The organism is Micromonospora sp. 067-2, from assembly GCF_046549295.1.
Lineage (GTDB): Bacteria > Actinomycetota > Actinomycetes > Mycobacteriales > Micromonosporaceae > Micromonospora.
The window spans coordinates 507,740-525,925 of the sequence record NZ_JAJPWB010000001.1; the positions used below are offsets into that span (position 1 = coordinate 507,740).

At 72.4% G+C, this 18,186-nt stretch carries 20 protein-coding genes; 6 read left to right on the forward strand and 14 right to left on the reverse strand.

Going from position 1 to position 18,186, the window contains the following annotated elements:
- Positions 1–161: 161 nt before the first annotated feature.
- Entirely contained in the window at positions 162–578 is a 417-nt protein-coding gene (locus ACLJN9_RS02440) for a hypothetical protein (RefSeq protein ID WP_410809302.1), read from the forward strand.
- Positions 579–765: 187 nt separating this feature from the next.
- On the opposite strand, the gene ACLJN9_RS02445 is transcribed toward ACLJN9_RS02440, so the two are convergent.
- Entirely contained in the window at positions 766–1,659 is an 894-nt protein-coding gene (locus ACLJN9_RS02445) for an MHYT domain-containing protein (protein ID WP_410809303.1), read from the reverse strand.
- Positions 1,660–1,822: 163 nt separating this feature from the next.
- A complete protein-coding gene (locus tag ACLJN9_RS02450; protein ID WP_410809304.1) occupies positions 1,823–4,624 on the reverse strand; it encodes a DEAD/DEAH box helicase in 2,802 nt (933 codons plus the stop codon).
- A gap of 86 nt (positions 4,625–4,710) precedes the next feature.
- Here ACLJN9_RS02450 and ACLJN9_RS02455 point away from each other — a divergent pair, with 86 nt between their 5' ends.
- A complete protein-coding gene (locus ACLJN9_RS02455; RefSeq protein WP_410809305.1) occupies positions 4,711–5,481 on the forward strand; it encodes an HAD family hydrolase in 771 nt (256 codons plus the stop codon).
- A 27-nt stretch (positions 5,482–5,508) separates the two neighbouring features.
- Here the strand turns inward: ACLJN9_RS02455 and ACLJN9_RS02460 are convergent, their stop codons facing one another.
- Together ACLJN9_RS02460 and ACLJN9_RS02465 are read right to left on the reverse strand one after the other, a co-directional pair.
- On the reverse strand, positions 5,509–5,907 hold the full coding sequence (locus tag ACLJN9_RS02460; RefSeq protein WP_410809306.1) for a PIN domain-containing protein: 399 nt from the start codon (positions 5,905–5,907) through the stop codon (positions 5,509–5,511).
- On the reverse strand, positions 5,904–6,212 hold the full coding sequence (locus ACLJN9_RS02465) for a hypothetical protein (RefSeq protein ID WP_410809307.1): 309 nt from the start codon (positions 6,210–6,212) through the stop codon (positions 5,904–5,906). Before ACLJN9_RS02465 ends, ACLJN9_RS02460 begins: the two co-directional genes overlap by 4 nt.
- A 113-nt stretch (positions 6,213–6,325) precedes the next feature.
- On the opposite strand from ACLJN9_RS02465, the gene ACLJN9_RS02470 reads away from it, so the two are divergent.
- Positions 6,326–7,303 carry an EamA family transporter gene (locus ACLJN9_RS02470; protein ID WP_410809308.1) on the forward strand — a complete coding sequence of 326 codons (978 nt, stop codon included), beginning with the start codon at positions 6,326–6,328 and terminating at the stop codon, positions 7,301–7,303.
- Here the strand turns inward: ACLJN9_RS02470 and ACLJN9_RS02475 are convergent.
- Entirely contained in the window at positions 7,225–8,166 is a 942-nt protein-coding gene (locus ACLJN9_RS02475) for a diacylglycerol kinase family protein (protein WP_410809309.1), read from the reverse strand. The genes ACLJN9_RS02470 and ACLJN9_RS02475 overlap by 79 nt on opposite strands.
- 124 nt (positions 8,167–8,290) lie before the next feature.
- Here ACLJN9_RS02475 and ACLJN9_RS02480 point away from each other — a divergent pair, with 124 nt between their 5' ends.
- Positions 8,291–8,590: a putative quinol monooxygenase gene (locus ACLJN9_RS02480; protein WP_410809310.1), complete on the forward strand. Its 300-nt coding sequence runs from the start codon at positions 8,291–8,293 to the stop codon at positions 8,588–8,590.
- Between the two features lie 181 nt (positions 8,591–8,771).
- On the opposite strand, the gene tatC is transcribed toward ACLJN9_RS02480, so the two are convergent.
- The 5 genes from tatC to ACLJN9_RS02505 all read right to left on the reverse strand — a co-directional run bounded on the left by tatC (position 8,772) and on the right by ACLJN9_RS02505 (position 12,567).
- The gene (gene tatC, locus ACLJN9_RS02485; protein WP_410809311.1) at positions 8,772–9,725 is read right to left on the reverse strand and encodes a twin-arginine translocase subunit TatC; all 954 of its coding nucleotides are present in this window, start codon (positions 9,723–9,725) and stop codon (positions 8,772–8,774) included.
- An 18-nt stretch (positions 9,726–9,743) separates the two neighbouring features.
- Positions 9,744–10,076 carry a Sec-independent protein translocase subunit TatA gene (gene tatA, locus ACLJN9_RS02490; RefSeq protein WP_410809312.1) on the reverse strand — a complete coding sequence of 111 codons (333 nt, stop codon included), beginning with the start codon at positions 10,074–10,076 and terminating at the stop codon, positions 9,744–9,746.
- 175 nt (positions 10,077–10,251) lie between these two features.
- Positions 10,252–10,497 (reverse strand): hypothetical protein, encoded by a 246-nt coding sequence (locus ACLJN9_RS02495; RefSeq protein ID WP_410809313.1) that lies wholly within the window; start codon positions 10,495–10,497, stop codon positions 10,252–10,254.
- 10 nt (positions 10,498–10,507) lie between these two features.
- The gene (locus ACLJN9_RS02500) at positions 10,508–11,572 is read right to left on the reverse strand and encodes a helix-turn-helix transcriptional regulator (protein WP_410809314.1); all 1,065 of its coding nucleotides are present in this window, start codon (positions 11,570–11,572) and stop codon (positions 10,508–10,510) included.
- The gene (locus ACLJN9_RS02505) at positions 11,569–12,567 is read right to left on the reverse strand and encodes a helix-turn-helix transcriptional regulator (RefSeq protein ID WP_410809315.1); all 999 of its coding nucleotides are present in this window, start codon (positions 12,565–12,567) and stop codon (positions 11,569–11,571) included. The genes ACLJN9_RS02500 and ACLJN9_RS02505 overlap by 4 nt, the downstream gene beginning before the upstream one ends.
- Before the next feature lie 128 nt (positions 12,568–12,695).
- On the opposite strand from ACLJN9_RS02505, the gene ACLJN9_RS02510 reads away from it, so the two are divergent.
- Positions 12,696–13,748: a cation diffusion facilitator family transporter gene (locus ACLJN9_RS02510; RefSeq protein WP_410809316.1), complete on the forward strand. Its 1,053-nt coding sequence runs from the start codon at positions 12,696–12,698 to the stop codon at positions 13,746–13,748.
- 10 nt (positions 13,749–13,758) lie between these two features.
- The gene (locus ACLJN9_RS02515; RefSeq protein WP_410809317.1) at positions 13,759–14,844 is read left to right on the forward strand and encodes a DUF3866 family protein; all 1,086 of its coding nucleotides are present in this window, start codon (positions 13,759–13,761) and stop codon (positions 14,842–14,844) included.
- 124 nt (positions 14,845–14,968) lie between these two features.
- Here ACLJN9_RS02515 and ACLJN9_RS02520 read toward each other — a convergent pair whose 3' ends face one another.
- The 4 genes from ACLJN9_RS02520 to rfbA all read right to left on the reverse strand — a co-directional run bounded on the left by ACLJN9_RS02520 (position 14,969) and on the right by rfbA (position 18,169).
- A complete protein-coding gene (locus ACLJN9_RS02520) occupies positions 14,969–15,163 on the reverse strand; it encodes a hypothetical protein (RefSeq protein ID WP_410809318.1) in 195 nt (64 codons plus the stop codon).
- 68 nt (positions 15,164–15,231) lie between these two features.
- Positions 15,232–16,590, reverse strand: a complete 1,359-nt coding sequence (gene pafA / locus ACLJN9_RS02525) for a Pup--protein ligase (RefSeq protein ID WP_074309747.1) — start codon at positions 16,588–16,590, stop codon at positions 15,232–15,234.
- A 68-nt stretch (positions 16,591–16,658) separates the two neighbouring features.
- Complete coding sequence (gene rfbC / locus ACLJN9_RS02530; RefSeq protein ID WP_410809319.1) at positions 16,659–17,282, reverse strand: dTDP-4-dehydrorhamnose 3,5-epimerase; 624 nt, start codon at positions 17,280–17,282, stop codon at positions 16,659–16,661.
- Positions 17,279–18,169 carry a glucose-1-phosphate thymidylyltransferase RfbA gene (rfbA, locus tag ACLJN9_RS02535; RefSeq protein WP_410809320.1) on the reverse strand — a complete coding sequence of 297 codons (891 nt, stop codon included), beginning with the start codon at positions 18,167–18,169 and terminating at the stop codon, positions 17,279–17,281. The genes rfbC and rfbA overlap by 4 nt, the downstream gene beginning before the upstream one ends.
- Positions 18,170–18,186 lie beyond the last annotated feature (17 nt).

Here is an 18,186-nt window from a genome sequence, read left to right on the forward strand (position 1 = left end):
GTCCGGGGGCGCCCTCGACGTCGGTCTCCAGCTCGGCCGCGGTGGAGGCGTCGATCCCCACGCCGTCGTCGGCTCCCCGGACTCCGACCGCCGCTCCGACGAGCCCAACCGGGTCGACGTCCACCGGAAGCAGCGAGATCCGCCGAACCGACTGGCGGAACGTGACGATCGCCAATCTCCGGAAATACGGAGACGTCAGGTTCCGCGACGGTAAGGCGGCACTGGGCTACAACAACTGCACCATGCTGCCCGGCGGTGCGCGTCCCTACTATGCCGACTTCATCACCGAAGAACCGGCGAACAGCCCCGCCACCGAGGACGCGCTCGTTCTCGTCGAGTGCGGTGGTGACACCACGCAACAGATCCTTCTCATGATCCAGCTTGGTAACGACCAGAAGACCCGCTCCGAACATTCCTCCATTCAGGCCGACATACCGCCGGACTTCGACCGGAGAATGACCTTCCTGAGCTACTCCGTCGACCGGGGCATCGTCCGGACGACCGTCAGGACGGCCAACGGCAGCACCGAGCAGCGCCGCTACCGGTACGACGGTGGTACACGCTGGGTCCGGATGTAGCCGCGGGTCAGACCTCCGGCGCCGACGGGTCGGTGCTGCGCGGGCTACGCAGGATCTCCTCGGTGTGGGGCCCGGTGACCAGAACGGCCCCTGGAAGCTGATCAGGTGACCAGGCGTACGACACACACCGGCCCGGGACCGCTTCGGTCCCGGGCCGGTGTGCTGCTCCCGCGGGCGGGGGCGGTGTTCAGCGGGGCGGCGTGTCCCGGCGGGACGGGAACGGGGTGCCGGGCTGACCGAGGGTGGACCGGGCGCGCAGCCCGACCGGGTCCGGGGCGGCGGCGGGCGTCGCCACGGCCGGCTCCGGGATCCGCCGCGCGTCCAGGTACGCGGCTCCGGCCCGGTCGTCGTCGGTGGGCGCGGCGAGCAGGGCGTAGAGCAGACCGACGACACCGAAGATCACCGCCAGGACGATCGGCACGAGCAGCGTGCTGATTCCGGCGCCGGTCGCGTCGGTCACCTCACCCCGGAGCTCGTGCCTGTGCACCGACAGGGCACTCATGCCGGTGAAGTGCATGCCGTTCACGGCGACGCCCATGACCAGCGCGGACCCGAAGATCGCCAGCGGTCGACGGACGGTCATGGCCAGCCACAGCGCGACGGTGGACGCCACGATCGCGATCACCACCGACAGGACGACCCGGGTGGCGTCATAGCCGAGGCTGCCGTTCAGGCGCATCGCCGCCATCCCGGTGTAGTGCATGGCGGCCACACCGGCACCGGTGAAGATCCCGCCGGCGACCAGCCGTACCGGACTCAGTCGGCCGGTGCCCACGATGGCCAGCCCGATGCCCACCGCCACCACGGCGATGACCGTGCTGGCGACGGTGAGCGGCACGTCGTACCGGATCCGGGTGTTCTGCACGGCGAATCCGAGCATGGCCATGAAGTGCATCGCCCAGATGGCGGTTCCGCCGAGCGCCCAGGCGGCGAGCAGGCCCCACCACGCGCGTTGGCCGCCGGTGCCGGCCGTGCGGATACGCCCGGCGCAGATCAGCCCGAGGACCGAACCGAGCACCGAGAGCGCGTAGCTCAGGGCGGGCGTGATCCACCCGTACTCAAAATGATTGATCTCCGCCACGGCGGTCGTTCCCCCATCCGTCACCGCGCGTGAAGGCGGCGCTCGGGCAATGATGCGGGGTGCTCTGAGCAGGCGCAACAGCGCCCCCGGCCCTCTCGGCGGGTGCTGTTGCGGTGACTTTATGATGCGTCGATTGCTCGGCCACGATGACCGAAAATGACGGTCAGGCGGAGGTGTGGTACGCCAGCACGCCCCGGTTGATGGCCGCAATGGCCTGCCGGGCCGTGGAGCGTAGCTCCGGCGACGCGCCGCCGGAGTCGGCAAGCTGACCCAGGAGGTCGACCACCTGCCGCGCCCACCGGACGAAGTCGCCGGCCGGCATCTCGCCGTCGATCTCGTGACCACTGCCGAGCACCTTGGCCAGCGCCTCGCCCCGGGCCCACCGGAAGACCGGCCAGGCGAAGCCGAGGTCCGGCTCCCGGGTGGCGCTCAACCCGCGCGCCGCCTCGTCGGCCTCGATCTCGCCCCACAGCTTCAGCGTCTCGTCCACCGCGTCGGCCACCGGCCCACGCGGCAGCGACGCCCGCTCGTCGACGTCCCGGCGCGCCTCGAAGACCACCACGGACACCGCGGCGGCCAGCTCGGACGGGGAGAGCCCGTCCCAGACCCCCCGGCGCAGGCACTCGGCGACCAGCAGGTCCGCCTCGGTCCAGATCCGGCCGAGCATCCGGCCGGCGTCGGTGACCGCGCCGTCCCGGCCGAGGTAGCCGCGATCGGTCAGCAGCGCGACGATCCGGTCGAAGGTCCGCGCGAGTGACCCCGTACGCCCGGAGACCCGTTCGCGCAGCTCCTCGGTGTCGCCTTCCAGCCGCCGCCGACGCTCCGCCCAGCGGGCGTGGTCCTCCCGCTCGGGGCAGGCGTGGCAGGGGTGGTTGCGCAGCTCGGTACGCAGCTGGGTGAGCCGGTGGTCCTCGCCGGCCGTCTGCCGGGAACGGCCACCCCGCCGGCCGCCGTGCCGGTCCAGGCCGGTGCCGCTGACCTCGGCGGCGAGGTCACGCCGGGCGCCCGGAGAGCGGTGGTTGAAGTGCTTGGGCACCCGGATCCGGGCGAGCACCTCGGCGGGGGTGGTGAAGTCGCCGGGGCTGACCCGCCCGGCCCAGCGGTCCTGCGTGAGCACCATGGGCCGGGGCTCACCGAACCCGCCGGTCGCCGGGTCGAGCACCACGGCCAGACCGGCCCGCCGGCCCGAGGGCACCCGGATCACGTCACCGATCCGCAGCCGCTCCAGAGATGCCACCGCCGCGGCCTTGCGTTGGGTCTGCCCCTGCCGGGCGATGGCCTTCTCGCGGTCGGCGATCGCCACCCGCAGCGCGAAGTACTCGTCGAAGTCACCGTGGTGGCAGGCGGCCTCCGCGCCGTACGCCTCGATGGTCTCGGTGTTGCGCTGCACCTGCCGCGCCAGGCCGACCACCGACCGGTCCGCCTGGAACTGGGCGAACGAGGACTCCAGCAGCGCCCGGGCCGGCTCCGCGCCGACCGTGCCGACCAGGTTCACCGCCATGTTGTACGAGGGCCGGAAGCTGGAGCGCAGCGGGTACGTGCGGGTGGAGGCGAGCCCCGCCACGTGCCGCGGGTCGGTCTCCGGGGACCACACCACCACGGCGTGCCCCTCCACGTCGATGCCGCGCCGGCCGGCACGCCCGGTGAGCTGCGTGTACTCCCCCGGGGTCAGGTCGACGTGCGCCTCACCGTTGTACTTGACCAGCCGCTCCAGGACCACGCAGCGGGCCGGCATGTTGATGCCCAGCGCGAGGGTCTCGGTGGCGAACACCGCCTTGACCAGGCCCCGGACGAACAGCTCCTCGACGATCTCCTTGAACACCGGCAGCATGCCGGCGTGGTGGGCGGCCAGGCCGCGCTCGAGGCCGTCGAGCCACTCCCAGTAGCCCAACACGGACAGGTCGTCGCCGGGGATCGCGGTGACCCGGGACTCGACCACCCGGCGGATCTCGGTGCGCTCCTCGGGTGAGGTGAGCCGCAGCCCGGCGGCGAGGCACTGCTGCACGGCGGCGGCGCAGCCGGCCCGGCTGAAGATGAACAGGATCGCCGGCAGCAGACCCTCGCGGTCCAGTCGGTCGACGATGTCCGGGCGCATCGGGCCACGCCAGCGCGGGCCCCGCCGGCCGGAGCCGGGTCCGGCGGCTCGCCCCTCGCCCAGCTCCAGACGGCGCGTCTGGTCCCGGGTGTAGCGCAGCAACTCCGGATGCACGTCGTGCTTACGGGCGGCGTCGGCGTCGTGGAACAGGTCGAACATCCGCTTGCCGACCAGCATGTGCTGCCACAGCGGCACCGGCCGGTGCTCGCTGACCACCACCGCGGTCTCGCCGCGCACGGTGACCAGCCAGTCGGCGAACTCCTCGGCGTTGGAGACGGTCGCCGAGAGGGAGACCAGCGTGACCGAGGCGGGCAGGTGGATGATCACCTCTTCCCACACCCCGCCGCGGAACCGGTCGGCGAGGTAGTGCACCTCGTCCATCACCACGTAGGCCAGCCCCTGCAGGGTGCTCGAGCCCGCATAGAGCATGTTGCGCAGCACCTCGGTGGTCATCACGATCACCGGCGCGTCGCCGTTGATCGCGTTGTCGCCGGTGAGCAGGCCGACCTGCTCGGCGCCGTACCGGGCCACCAGGTCGTGGTACTTCTGATTCGACAACGCCTTGATGGGCGTCGTGTAGAAGCACTTGCGCCGCACCGGCGGCGTCGCCGGGTCGTCGGCTGCCGCCGGGTCGCCGGGCCGCCCCCGCAGCGCCAGGTGGACGGCGAACTCCCCCACCACGGTCTTGCCGGCCCCGGTGGGAGCGCAGACCAGCACCCCGCTGCCCCGCTCCAGGGACTGGCACGCCTCGCGCTGGAAGTCGTCGAGATCGAACCCCAGGTCGAGGGCGAACTCGTCCAGCGCCGGGAACTCTGCGGCCTGCGCGGCCCGGCGGCGCGCCGTGGCGTAGCGCTCAGCGGGGCTCGACATGTGACCAAGATTAGTGCGTGCCGGGACACGACACCCGACAAGGCCGTCCGGATGTGCCGGCGGCGGCGGTCGGTAGGGTGCACGGCGTGCCGGACCATGCCGAACCGCCCCAGACCCATCCGCCGGGCAGCGCCGAGGACGCCGCCGCCCGCCGGGCGTCCCGACGGCCCGTCAAGGCGGTGCTCTTCGACTTCCACGGCACCCTGGCCCAGGTGGAGGAACCCCGGCAGTGGGTGCTGTCGGCCGCGGCGGCGTGCGGGATCACCCTGGACCGGGTCCGGGCCACCTCGCTGGCCGACCGGTTGCTGACCGCCGGCCGGGCCGGCGGCCCACTGCCCGCCCGGGTGCCACCCCGGCTGGCCGAGCTCTGGGCCGACCGGGACCTCTACGCACACGCGCACCGGGGTGCCTACACCGGTCTGGCCGAGACCGTCGACGCGGGCATCGAGGGTTTCGCCGACGCCCTGTACGAGCGGTTGCTGATCGCCGAGGGCTGGGTGCCGTACCCGGACACCGCCCCGACCCTGACCGCTCTGCGCGACGCCGGAGTCCGGGTGGCGGTGGTCAGCAACATCGGCTTCGACCTGCGGCCGCACTTCGACGCCTGGGGCCTGACCGGCCTGGTCGACGCGTTCGTGCTCTCCTACGAGGTGGGGCGGTGCAAGCCCGACCCGGCGATCTTCCTGCGCGCCTGCGGCATGCTCGGCGTCGACCCGGAACAGACGGTGATGGTCGGTGACACGCCGGCGGACGCGGGCGCGGTGGCCGCCGGCTGCGCGGTGCTGGTGCTACCGGCCGCCGACCCCGGGCGGGAGAACGGGCTGGGCGCGGTGCTGGACCTGGCCCTGCCGGCCTGACCGGCACCCCCGGCGGTCGCTGCGCCGTCAGCCCGGGATGCGGATCACCGGTAGATCGCCGTCGCCGTACCGGTCCTCTCCGCTGAGGATGGCGGCGTCGTGTTCGAGGACGGCCAGCACGGTGGTGGCCAGATCGACACGGCCCGTCAGCGTGCGCCAGAAGCTGAGTTCGTGCCAGGAGTGCCCCTCGGTAGGAAGCACCTTGCAGGCGTCCAGGGCCAGCAGCCGGTGCAGGGTCGCCCGTTCCTTCGGGTCGCTGACGATCGCCAGGGCTTCCGCTGCGGTCACGGCGGTAACGCCGAACCTGTTGCGATCCTGGATGACCTCGTGCAACGGCTCACCGACATGCACCGAGCCCGCCAGGTAGGCCAGCAGTGCCGACCGGTCCAACACGAGCCGGACCGGTCGGTCGTCCTCGCTGGTCACGCGGCGGGCTGTTCGGGCGTGCCGGCGGCGGCGTCCAGCGTGAACTGGCGTGCCCGCTCACGAAGGGCATCCCGGCGCTCCGGCGACCACTCGGCCTCGACGGCGGCGCGACGGGCGCGCGCCTCGGCCACGCCCTGCTCGGTGATCGGGATGCCCTGGTGGGCCAACTCCGCGTCCAGAGCGTCCAGACGCATCCGGTCACGGACTGCCTGTGTGACGTAGGCGCTGGCATTGGTCTCGTGTTGGAGGCGCTCAGCCACGTCGAATGGGACGGATATCGACAGTTTCCGCATCGCGCTGGTCATACTTTGCAAGGTACGCCGGTAGCACCGCTTTGGCGACCACTCACGACGGTGTCGACGCGCGGGCGATGTCGCGGACACCGCCGGAGGGCGGCCGGAGCGGACCGCCTAGCGTCGTGGCCGTGACCGAGACCCCACTGCCCGCCGCCGACGCGCCGTCGGCCCGGCACGGTGGCATCACCGCCGTGGGCCTGGTCCTCGGCGGGGCGCTGTCGGTGCAGTTCGGCTCCGCCGTGGCGGCCCTGCTCTTCGCACGCACCGGGGTAGCCGGCGCGGTCACCCTGCGGCTGACCATCTCGGCGGTGCTGCTGCTCCTGGTGTGCCGACCCCGACTGCGCGGGTACGACAGGTCGGACTGGGCCGCCGCGGGCGCGTTCGGGCTGGCGCTGGCCGGCATGAACTCGTTGTTCTACCAGGCCATCGAACGGATCCCGCTGGGCCCGGCGGTGACCCTGGAGGTGCTCGGCCCGCTCGCTCTGTCCGTGTTGACCGCCCGCCGGCTGGCCAGCTGGTGCTGGGCGGGGCTGGCACTGGCCGGGGTGGCGCTGCTCGGGCAGAGCGGCTTCGACCGGCTGAACCCGGCCGGGGTGGCGTTCGCGTTCGGTGCCGGCGCCATGTGGGCCGCGTACATCGTGCTCAGCGCCCGGGTCGGCGGCCGGTTCCCGGGCGCGGACGGGCTGGCCCTGGCGCTGACTCTCGCCGCGCTGGTCACCCTGCCCCTCGGTATCGCCGAGGGCGGCGCCGTACTGCTCGACCCGGCCGTGCTGGCGCTCGGCACGGCGCTCGCGGTGCTCGCGTCCGGGCTGCCGTACACCCTCGAGCTGCTGGCGCTACGGCGGATGCCCACCGCCACCTTCGCGGTGCTGATGAGCCTCGGCCCGGCCATCGCCACGCTGGCCGGTTGGCTGGTGCTGCATCAGGCGTTGACGCTGCTGGAGTGCGCCGCCATCGCGTTGGTCATCACGGCCAGCATCGGCGCGGTGCAGGCCAGCGCGGGGCGGGTCAGCGGGGCGGGTCAGCGCAACAGCCGCAGGGCGCCCGGCACGGCGGTGATCGTCACCGGCAGGTCCAGCGAGCGTTCCCCGTCGGCATAGGTGGTGATGCCCTCGGCGCTCAGCTCCACCGTCCGGGCGCGGTAGCTGCGCACGAGCGGATGTCTGACGTGGGTGCCCTGGTAGATGCGCGGCTTGATCCGGATCAGGGTGCGCCGGTTGATCCGGCCGCCGACCACCACGTCGAGCAGCCCGTCGCTCGGGTCGGCGTCGGGGCAGATCCGCATCCCGCCGCCGTAGGTCGGGCAGTTGCCCACCGCCACCAGCACCGCGTCCAACTCGTGCGGCACCCCGTCCAGCAGCATCGTGTAGCGGCGGCGTCGTAGCCGGGCCAACTCGACCAGGATCGCCAGGTCGTACCGGCGGGGACCGCGCGGCCAGCGCATCCGGTTGGCCCGCTCGTTGCAGATCGCGTCGAACCCGGCGGCGAGGACCGCGCCGTACCAGCGCTCGGCGCCGTCGGCACCGGTCATCCGGGCCAGGTCGACGAGGCTGCTGCGGCCGGCGCGCAACGCATCGGCGATCACCGCCACCGCCGCGAGGGGATCGCTCGGAAAGCCGGTGTCCACGGCGAAGTCGTTGCCGGTGCCCGCCGGCACCGGGGCGAACGGCACGCCGGTCCCGGCGACGGCCTGCAGCGCCCGGTGCACGGTGCCGTCCCCACCGATCGCGACGAGCGCGCCGGCGCCGTCGGCGAGCGCGGCGTGGCAGGCCATCTCCGCCTCGCCCGGTGTCGTCGCGGTCAGCAGCCGGACCGGCCGACCCGCCGCGGCCAGGCCGTCCAGCAGCCGCGGCAGCAGGCCCCGGTGCCGGCCGGATCCGGCCGCGGGGTTGGCGAGCACGGCGACGGGGCCTCCGGCGACCAGGCCGGGTGCGCGGCGATCGTCTGCGGTCACGGCGAGCACGGTACGACATCGTCCACGACGCCCGAGCGGGGCATGCCCGCCGTGGCGAGACCGTCCCGGTTCGCGGACCCCCGAGATCGACGGGCACGGCCGTAATCTTCCTGAGAAGACTTTTGGAGGCAGCGTGTTCGCTCTGGTGGTGCGTTTCGAGTTGCGTGACGACCAGTCGGCGGCCCGGTTCGACGAGCTGACGAGGCAGGCCGTGGACCAGATCCGCCGCGCCGAACCCGGCACCCTGGTGTACGCCACGCACACGGTGGCCGGTGCACCGCTGTCGCGGGTGTTCTACGAGGTGTACGCCGACGAGGCGGCCTTCCAGGAGCACGAGAAGGCCGCACACGTGATCGCCTTCCACGCGGCGAAGGATCCGTTGCTGACGTCGCAACGGGTCGAGTTCCTCGTGCCGCACGTCGCCGAGCACTAGCTGGACGGTCTGCCTCACCGGCCCTCTCCGACGCGCCCTCGCGCTGCGGGATCGGGGTTGCCCGTTCCCCGACTGCGACAGGCCAGTGCGCTGGTGCGACGCCCACCAGAGCACTGGGCCGAGGGAGGGCGGCAACGAAAAAGCCGCCCGAGGTCGGGCGGCTTTCTCGTTGTTCGACCGGTCAGGTCATGTCGTCGTAGCGGCGCTCGATCGGCGCCGGACGAGCGATCGGCTCTGGTACGCCGACCGGCGCGCCCACGTCGATCCGCTGCCCGGCCTCGACCGGCTCACGGTCGTACTCCAGCGGCGACACCTCGTCGTCGTCGAGGCCCGCGTAGACCTCCTTGCCCCGACCACGCCTCTTGTCGTTGACGAACGCGATGCCCACCGCCACGAAGTAGAGCAGCGTGAGGGAGAGCGCCAACAGCGTCATCCCGAACGGACCTGGGTCCGGGGTGGCGACGGCGGCGAAGGCGAAGCACACGAAGATCACCGCCCGCCACCAGCTCAGCAGTCTCCGGGCGCTGGCGATCCCGGCGAAGTTGAGCATGAGCAGGATGAGCGGGAACTCGAACGCCACCCCGAACAGCAGGATCATGTTCGTGATGAACCCGATGTACGCGGTGACCTCGAATTGGTTCGAGAGCCCGCCGACCCCGGAACTCATCAGGAACTCGAGGCCCTTGTCGACCACGACGTAGGCCAGCGCCGCACCGGCGGCGAACAGCGGCGCGGCGATCGAGACGAAGAGGTAGGCCCACTTGCGCTCGTGCCGGTGCAGACCGGGGGCGATGAACCCCCAGAGTTGGTAGAGCCAGACCGGTCCGCCGATGATCAGGCCGAGCCAGAGCGCCAACTTCAGCTTCAGCACGAACCCGGTGGTCGGCGCCAGAGCCAGCAGATCCTGGCACTGCCCAAAGACGTCAGTCGTGCCGGGCAGCCGGCAGTACGGACGTTTCAGCAGCATGAAGACCGGGTCGGCGAGCCAGAACCCGACGATCAGACCGCCGACGATCGCCAGCGAGGCGCGGAACAGGCGGTTGCGCAGCTCGCGAACGTGCTCGATGAGCGTCATCGAGCCGTCCGAGGCCCTCTCGAACGTGCTCGGGCCGCGTTTACGGAGTGCGAAGGCCACGGTGCTCGGGCCTCTCGATCAGTTGTCGCGGACGCGGTGCACCGGGTCGGCGACCGGCTGCTGCGGCGGCGCCTGCTGGTACTGCGGCTGCGCGGCGTACGGCGGCTGCTGCGGCTGCGCGGCGTACGGCGGCTGCTGCGCGACCTGCGGCGGCAGCGGCTGGTAGCCGGCCTGCGCGTCGGCCTTCTCGGCGAGGTCGCGGTCGTCATCCTGCAGGCTCTTGGTCTCGGCCTTGATGATCCGCAGCGAACGGCCCAGCGAGCGGGCCGCGTCGGGAAGGCGCTTCGCACCGAAGAGCAGGATCAGCACAACCACGAGAATGGCAATGTGCCACGGCTTGAGGGCACCCATGAGAAGCTCCAGTCGCTCTGCGTGTCCGGGGGGTGGTACGTCGCCCATCGTACGTGCGGATCGGCGGGATGCCACCTGCCGGGTGGTGGTGGTACGGGCTGGGACGGTGAAGTCTTGACCAAGCGCGATGATCCGTCAACCAGTAGGGCCGTGACCGAACGGCGCAGGAGCTCGATCAGCCGCGCTTGGCCTTGATCAAGGCGAGCCGCTGCTGGGTGGTGTCGAGCTGACGCTGGACGCCCTCGGCGCGCTGCTGCAGCGCCTCGGCGGTGTCCCGCAGCGTCTCAGCCTCGGCGGCCCGTCGCTGCAACGCCACCGCGGCGCGACGCAGGCGGGGCAGTCGGGCCAGCACCGGACGCACGGCCAGGGCGAGCACCACGAGCGGGAGCAGCACCACCGCGAGCACGATCCAGATCAGCACGGCGGTCAGCCTACTGGGTGCGGCCGGCCACCGCCGGGTCGCCCGACGGCATGTTCGGCACGTCCGCCGGATCGGGCACCGACGGCCGGGACGTGATCGACACCGGCGCGGCGTACGCGTCCAGCGCGGCAGCGGCCGTCGCACGGACCTGCTCGGCCAATTCGGCGGGGGCGACCACGGTGACGTCCGGGCCGAGGCCGAGCACGAATCGGCGGGCCCAGCCGAGGTCGGTGACCCGTAGCGAGACCAGCCACTGGTCGCCGTCGCCGGCCTCCACCCGCTCGCACGGGTAGTACTCGGTGATCCACCGCTCGCTGCGGGCGATCCGCAGCGTGATCAGCGGAAGGTCGGGTGAGGGACGGAAGACACCCTCGGTGAGGTCGTGCGGAACGGCCTGCGGCGGCGCGGCGGCCGGCTCGTCCAGCTCGGTGATCGCGTCGATCCGGTCGGCCCGGAACAGCCGGACCGCCTCGGCTCGGCGACACCACGCCTCCACGTACGCCCGGCCGCCGACCATCAGCATCCGCAGCGGGTCGATGACACGATCGGTGGTCTCGTCCCGGGCCGCCGTGTAGTAGGTGATCCGGAGCGCCTTTCCGCCCTCCACGGCGGCGCGCAGCGCCTCCACCCGCCGGTTGTCGCCCGGCAGCCGGACCGCCACCGGCGCTCCCACCAGGTCCCCGGCGGCGTCCTCGATCTTCGCGAGGGCCCGCTCGACGGCTTCCCGGTTGGCCACGCCGGGCGTCTCGGCGAGCATCCGCAGAGCCACCACGAGAGCCAGAGCCTCGTCGGGGGTGAGCCGCAGCGGCCGGTCGATGCCGGCGTCGTAGGTGATGGTCACCGTGTCGCCGTCGAAGGCCATGTCGATGAGGTCACCGGGGCCGTAACCGGGCAGCCCGCACACCCAGAGCAGCTCCAGGTCCTCACGCAGCTGCCGTTCCGTGACGCCGAGGTCGCCGGCGGCCTCGGCGATCTCGATCCCCGGTCGGGCCAGCAGGTAGGGCACCAGGTTCAGCAGCCGGGCCAGACGGTCGGCGGAGGCTCGGGAGCCTCCGCGGGCGGCCGGCCGCGTCACCGGACGCCCCCGGTGACGGCCAGGTCGTCGTGGCGGACGGCGATCTCCTTGAGTCGCTGGATGACCGCCTCACGGACCTCCGGCGGGTCGAGCACCCGCACGTCCGGACCGTATCCGACGAGGTGGCCGGCCAGCCCGTCCGCGTCGGCGTACGGCAGGACCAGTTGGTCACCGTCCGGCCCGGCGGTCACCTCGACCGCCCAGCGGCGCAGCCCGGCGGCCCGACCCGGCGCGGCCAGCACGGTGGCTCGGCCGGTGCGCTCCACCGGCCCGGACCAGCGGGCCACGTGGCTGATCAGGTCGACGCCGGCCGGCGGTTGGTAGGCGTCGGGCGCGCCGGTGACCCGGACCCCGCCGACCACCCGGGACAGCCGGAAGCAGCGCGTCGCCGCCCGGTCCAGGTCGTGGCCGACCACGTACCACCGGCCGCGCCAGCAGACCACGCCCCACGGCTGCAGGCGTCGACGGGTGGGCGCGTCCCGGTCGGGCACCCGGTAGTCGAACCCGACCTCGCGACGGTCCCGGGCGGCGGCGGTCAGTGGCGCGAACGCGGGGTCGACCGTGACCATCGGCTCCAGGCCCAGCGTGGCCTGCGGATCCACGTCCACCCCGGCGGCACGCAGCTTGGCCAGCCCGGACGACGCGGCGGCGGCGAGCCCGGCGTGCTGCCACAGCCGCGCCGCGATACCGACGGCGGCGGCCTCGTCCGGCTCGAGCAGGATGTCGGGCAGCGCGTACTCGCGGTGGGCGATCCGGTAGCCGGGCTCGGCGTCGAAGACGCTGGCCGTTCCGGTCTCCAACGGCACGCCCAGCTCACGCAGCTCGGCCTTGTCCCGTTCGAACTTGCGCTGGAACGCCTCGTGGTCACGTGCGTCGTCGGGATCGTGTTCGTAGCCCGGCACGGTCGCGGCGATCTGCGCGGCGGTCAGGAACCGTCGCGTGGACAGGAGGCAGATCACCAGGTTGACCAGGCGTTCGGTGCGGGTCCGCGACACGGGTAGACGCTAGCAGCCGACGCGCCCGGATCGTGCACCCGCGCGGGCGTGCCGCACACCTGTTCGGATCGGGGGGTGCGATGCCACTCCCCGCGCGCGCCGCCGTCACCGGCCATAGGGTTGCGCTCATGTCGCAGCCGGACGTCAAGACCGAGAGCGTCGGCACCGTGGTCGTCGCCGGCACGGCCAACCTCGCCATCGCGGTCGCCAAGCTGATCGCCGGGTTGATGTCCGGCTCGGCCGCGATGCTCTCCGAGGCGGCGCACTCGGTCGCCGACACCACCACCGAGGTGCTGCTCTACCTGGCCCTGCGCCGCGGCGCCCGCCCGGCGGACACCCGACACCCCTTCGGGTACGGCAAGGAGAGCTACGTCTGGGCGTTCTTCGCCGCCATGTTCACCTTCGTCGCCGGCGCCGGTTTCGCCGTCACCCACGGCGTCACCACGATCCTGGTGCACGAGCACAGCGGGAACTACCTGGTCTCGTACGTCGTGCTGGGGGTGTCCTTCGTCATCGAGTCGATCTCGCTGGCCCGTGCCGTGCGGCAGGTCCGCAGGGAGTCCCGACGCTGGCGCACCACGTCCCGGCGGTTCCTGCGGCTGACCGCCGACACCACCGTCAAGGCGGTCTTTCTGGAGGACAGCGCGGCGTTGATCGGTCTGGTGCTGGCCGGGCTGGGTGTGGGCCTGTCCCAGGCGACCGGCGATGAGGTGTGGGACGGCGTCGCGTCGATCCTGATCGGGTTGCTGCTGCTGACGGTCGCCGGGATCCTGGCCGGCAACAACCTGTCGCTGCTGGTCGGCCGGGCCATCCCGGAGCGGCTACGCCGCGAGATCGAGCGGGACCTGGCCGGGCTGCCCGAGGTGGAGCGGATCGACACCCTGCTGACCATGCAGCTCGGCCCGGACGACGTCCTGGTCGCCGCCAAGGTCGACTTCAACGACGCGGCCACCGGCGCAGCCATCGAGGCCACCGCGGACGAGGCCGAACGGCGACTCACCGAGCGATACCCGGAGGTCCGGTACGTCTTCCTCGACCCCACCCGTTCGTTACCCGGCGCCAGCGGGCGGGCCCGCGACACCCAGGCCGCACCGAGCCCCGACGCCGGCGGCGAGCCCGATCACACCCGGGGCGACGTCGCCGGACCACCCGGAGGCGGACCACCGGACGTGCGCGGCTAGCGTGCCCGTCATGGTGCGATGGCGGGCGGGGACGGTGGCGGCGCTGCGACGGCAGTGGGCCGGGGCGATGGAGCTCGACGTCGACCTGCCCGACGGCGCCCGCATGCGGGCGCTGGCCTACCCGGAGCTGGTCGGCACGCCCGAGCCCGGCGACCGGGTGCTGCTCAACGCCGGTGCGCTGCTGATGGGGCTGGGCACCGGCGGGTACGCCCTGGTGGTGGCACTGCCGGACCGGTTACCGCCGGACCCGTCGGACGCGGGCGACACCCGTGCGGCCGGGCACCTCGTCAAGGCCCGCTACACACCGTTGCAGCCGATCCTGCTCGGCGTCGACGAGGAGGCGTCCCCACACCGCGACGCGCTGGCCGACGCCGACGACCTCGGCGGGCTGCCGGTGGTCACCGCCGACCTGCACTCGGCCCTCCCGGCGATCCTGGCCGGCATCCGCGCGGACGCTCCGCACGCCCGGGTGGCGTACCTGTACACCGACGGCGGCGCCCTGCCGGCCTGGTTCTCGCGCACCCTGGCCGGGCTGCGCGCCGACCTGGCCGGCACGATCACCGTCGGGCAGGCGTTCGGCGGCGACCTGGAGGCCACGACCCTGCACGGCGGCCTGCTCGCCGCCCGGCACGTCCTGCGCGCCGACGTCGCCGTGGTCGCACAGGGACCCGGCAATCTGGGTACGGGCACCCGGTGGGGCTTCTCCGGGGTCGCCGTCGGCGAGGCGGTCAACGCGATCGCCACGCTGGGCGGCCGGCCGGTCGGGTCCCTGCGGATCTCCGACGCCGACCCCCGCCCCCGGCACCGGGGCGTGTCCCACCACAGCCTCACCGCGTACGGCCGGGTGGCGCTGGCCCCGGCGGAGCTGGTGGTGCCCGACGACCTGGACGCGACGCTGGTCGCCGAGGTGGACTCGGCGCTGACCCCGCTGGCGGCCCGGCACCGGATCGTCCGGGTATCCACCACCGGCCTCGACGCCGCGCTGCGGGCCAGCGCCGTGCCGCTGTCGACGATGGGCCGTGGCCTCGACGCCGACCACGTCTACTTCCTGGCCGCGGCCGCCGCCGGCCGCCACGCCGTCACCCTGCTGTCCTGACGCAGCCCGCCTCCGCCGCTGCGCCGAGGCCGAGGGGGGCACCGGAGGAGCCAGGGACCGCACGACGGTCAGCGCGGTCGCAGGGTCGAAGGGGCACCGCGCCGGGTCGACCTCCGCCGACACCTCAGGCGAGGAAGATGAGGGCGAGCCAGCCGCCCACGATCAGCACCAGCGCCAGGGCGAGCACCCACGTCGGCACGGTGTACTCGCCGCGCCGGTTGCGCTCGATCTCGGCGCGGATCTTCTCGCGGCGGCGTTCGACCCAGTTCTGCCGCTCGGTGCCGCGCTTTGAGCGGTCGGAAGGTCCGGAAGTCGTCATGGCGCGCCCAGCCTACCGAAAGCGCCGGCCCCGTCGACGGACACCACCGTCGGGGCCGGCGTTCCCGGTCACATGCTGGCAATCAACCGCTCCACCCGCTCGTCGTACGCCCGGAACGGGTCCTTGCAGAGCACGGTGCGCTGCGCCTGGTCGTTGAGCTTCAGGTGCACCCAGTCGACGGTGAAGTCCCGCCGCTTCTCCTGGGCGTGCCGGATGAACTCGCCGCGCAGCCGGGCCCGGGTGGTCTGCGGCGGGGTCTCCTTGGCCTCGAAGATCTCCGGGTCGGTGGCCACCCGGTCGACCTCGCCGCGGCGCTCCAACAGCCCGTAGAGGCCGCGACCGCGTCGGACGTCGTGGTAGGCGAGATCCATCTGCGCCACCCGCGGGTGCGACAGCGGCAGGTCGTGCTTGCGCTGGTAACGCTCGATCAGCCGCAGCTTGGAGACCCAGTCGATTTCCCGGGAGACCGGCTCCAGGTCGCCGGTCTCCACCGCGTTCAGCACCCGGCCCCACAGCTCGACCACCCGCTTGGCGGCCTGGTCGCCGCCACGGCGCTCCACGAACTCGGTGGCCTTGGCGAGGTACTCCTGCTGGATGTCCAGGGCGCTGACCTCCTTGCCGGAGGCCAACCGGACCTTGCGGCGGCCGGTGATGTCGTGCGACACCTCCCGGATCGCCCGGATCGGGTTCTCCAACGACAGGTCGCGCATCACCACCCCGGCCTCGATCATCCGCAGCACGATGTCGGCGGTGCCGACCTTGAGCAGCGTGGTGACCTCGTTCATGTTGGAGTCACCGACGATCACGTGCAGCCGCCGGTAGCGCTCGGCGTCGGCGTGCGGCTCGTCACGGGTGTTGATGATCGGGCGGCTGCGGGTGGTCGCCGAGGAGACGCCCTCCCAGATGTGCTCGGCCCGCTGCGACAGACAGTAGACCGCGCCGCGTGGGGTCTGCAGGACCTTGCCGGCCCCGCAGATCAGCTGCCTGGTGACCAGGAACGGGATGAGCACGTCGGCGAGCCGGCCGAACTCGCCGTGCCGGGAGACCAGATAGTTCTCGTGGCAGCCGTACGAGTTGCCGGCCGAGTCGGTGTTGTTCTTGAACAGATAGATCTCACCCGCGATGCCCTCGTCGTGCAGCCGCTTCTCCGCGTCGACGAGCAGGCCCTCCAGGATCCGCTCGCCGGCCCGGTCGTGGGCCACCAGGTCGGTAACCGAGTCACATTCCGGGGTGGCGTACTCCGGATGTGACCCGACGTCCAGGTAGAGCCGGGCCCCATTGCGCAGGAAGACGTTGCTCGACCGACCCCAGGACACCACGCGGCGGAAGAGATACCGCGCGACCTCGTCCGGGGACAGCCGCCGCTGCCCGCGATAGGTGCAGGTGACGCCGTACTCGGTCTCGAGGCCGAAGATTCGCCGCTCCATGGTGTGACACTAGCCGCCCGGAGGCCCGGTTCGTCACTGTCGCACCACAGGTCGCACCCCGGGCGTGGTCACATACCGGCTGAGTGCGACATTCCATCCGGACCGATGCTCGCCACGAAACGCCGACAGCTGTCGTACTCGGGTAGCAGCCCTCGCTCGCGGGCCTGCGCCAACGTCGGCGCCGCGTCGTCGCGCGCCGACAGCAGCGGGACGTCGGCCGGCCACTCGATGGCCAACTCCTCGTCCAGCGGGTGCACCGCGTGCTCGCCGGTCGGGTTGTACGTGGCCGAGCAGAGGTAGCTCAGCGTCGCGTCGTCGGTCAACGCGCAGAAGCCGTGCCCCAGCCCCTCGCTCAGGTAGACCGCCCGGCGGTCGGTGTCGTCCAGCCGGACGCCCTCCCAACGGCCGAAGGTCGGCGAGCCCACCCGCAGGTCCACCACCATGTCGAGCACCGCGCCCCGCACGCAGGTGACGTACTTGGCCTGACCGGGCGGGACGTCGGCGAAGTGGATACCGCGCACCACGCCGCGCGCGGAGACCGACAGGTTGGCCTGGGCCAGCCGCAGGGGATGCCCCACCGCCTCGGCGAGCCGGTCGAAGCGGTACCACTCCATGAACATGCCGCGCGGGTCGCCGTGCTGCTGCGGGGTGATCTCCCAGGCGCCCTCGATGCTCAGCTCCCGGATCTTCACCAGGCTCCCCCGCCGCTGGCGCTCCGCTCGGCCAGCAGACCGAGCAGATAGTCGCCGTAGCCGCTCTTGGTCAGCGGCGTGGCCAACGCGCGCAGCTGGGCGTCGTCGATCAGGCCGGCCCGCCAGGCCACCTCCTCGACACAGCCGATCTTCAGGCCCTGCCGCTCCTCGACCACCCGGACGAACTCGGCGGCCTGCATCATCGAGGTGAACGTGCCGGTGTCCAGCCAGGCGGTGCCCCGGTCCAGCACGGTCACCGACAGCTCACCGGTCTCCCGGTACACCTCGTTGACCGCCGTGATCTCCAGCTCGCCGCGGGCGCTCGGGGTGAGCTTGCGGGAGATGTCGACCACACGGTTGTCGTAGAAGTACAGGCCGGGGACCGCGTAGCGGGACTTCGGCAGGGCCGGCTTCTCCTCGATCGACAGCACTCGACCACTGGCGTCGAAGTCGACCACGCCGTACTCCTGCGGGTTCGCCACCTGGTAGGCGAAGACCCGGCCGCCGACCGGGTCGCCCCGGTCGGCGAGCTGCCGGCCCAGGCCGACGCCGTGGAAGATGTTGTCGCCGAGGATCAGCGCCACCGACTCGTCGCCGATGAAGTCGGCCCCGAGGATGAACGCCTGCGCGATGCCCTCCGGGCGCTCCTGGCTGACGTACTCCAGCCGCAGCCCCAACTGGCTGCCGTCGCCGAGCAGCCGACGGAACTGGTCCTGATCCTCCGGTGTGGTGATCACCAGGATCTCCCGGACACCCGACATCATCAGGGTGGACAGGGGGTAGTAGACCATCGGCTTGTCGAAGATCGGCATCAGCTGCTTCGACACCGCACGGGTGATCGGCCAGAGCCGCGATCCGGTGCCGCCGGCAAGTAGGATTCCACGCACCGGGCGAAGGATACCGG